This is a genomic window from Komagataeibacter melomenusus, assembly GCF_013155395.1.
GTDB lineage: Bacteria > Pseudomonadota > Alphaproteobacteria > Acetobacterales > Acetobacteraceae > Komagataeibacter > Komagataeibacter melomenusus.
Map to the genome: position 1 here is coordinate 1 of NZ_JABJWC010000113.1, position 569 is coordinate 569.

The 569-nt window shown below is 65.4% G+C and carries 2 protein-coding genes; both read left to right on the plus strand.

Going from position 1 to position 569, the window contains the following annotated elements:
- The coding region (locus HNW77_RS17285) for a glycosyltransferase (RefSeq protein ID WP_172159328.1) at window positions 1-417 on the plus strand (417 nt) is incomplete at its 5' end.
- Window positions 405-569: MSMEG_0570 family nitrogen starvation response protein (locus HNW77_RS17290; RefSeq protein WP_172159330.1), on the plus strand; the 165-nt coding region annotated here is incomplete at its 3' end. The genes HNW77_RS17285 and HNW77_RS17290, both read left to right, overlap by 13 nt.

Below are 569 nucleotides of genomic sequence, written 5' to 3' on the forward strand. Positions count from 1 at the left end.
GCCGATCATGTCACCATCACCGGGCCGGTTGCGGATGAGGACATGCCCGCCTTCTACCGGCAGGCGGATGTGCTGGCCTATCCGTCCGTAACCGAAGGGTTCGGCCTGTGCCCGCTGGAGGCGCTCGCGTGTGGCACGCCAGTCGTTGTGCCGGAAATCGCGCCCTTTACCGAGCATCTTTCGCGGGCAGATGCGCTGTGGTGCGACCTAGCGCGCCCCGACACCCTGTTTCTGGCCTTGCGGGATGCCCTTGGCGCCCAAAACCGCGAACGCTTCCGGGCTAGCGGCCCCGCAACCGCCCGCCGTTTCGACTGGGGCCATGTCGCCAGTCGGCACCTCCCCGCATACCGGCGTCTGGCGGCGCGGTCGCGCACCGATGCCATTGCTTCAGGAGTTCTTTCACCATGCCCGAAATGACCTTTCGTGTGCGCTGGCCCGATGGGCAGGAGACTGACTGTTACTCCCCATCGCTGGTCATAAGGGACCACTTCACGCCCGGTCAGGATTATCCGGTCCGGGAGTTTCTTGAAAAGGCGGACACCGCCCTGACGGACGCCAGCGAGCGGGTT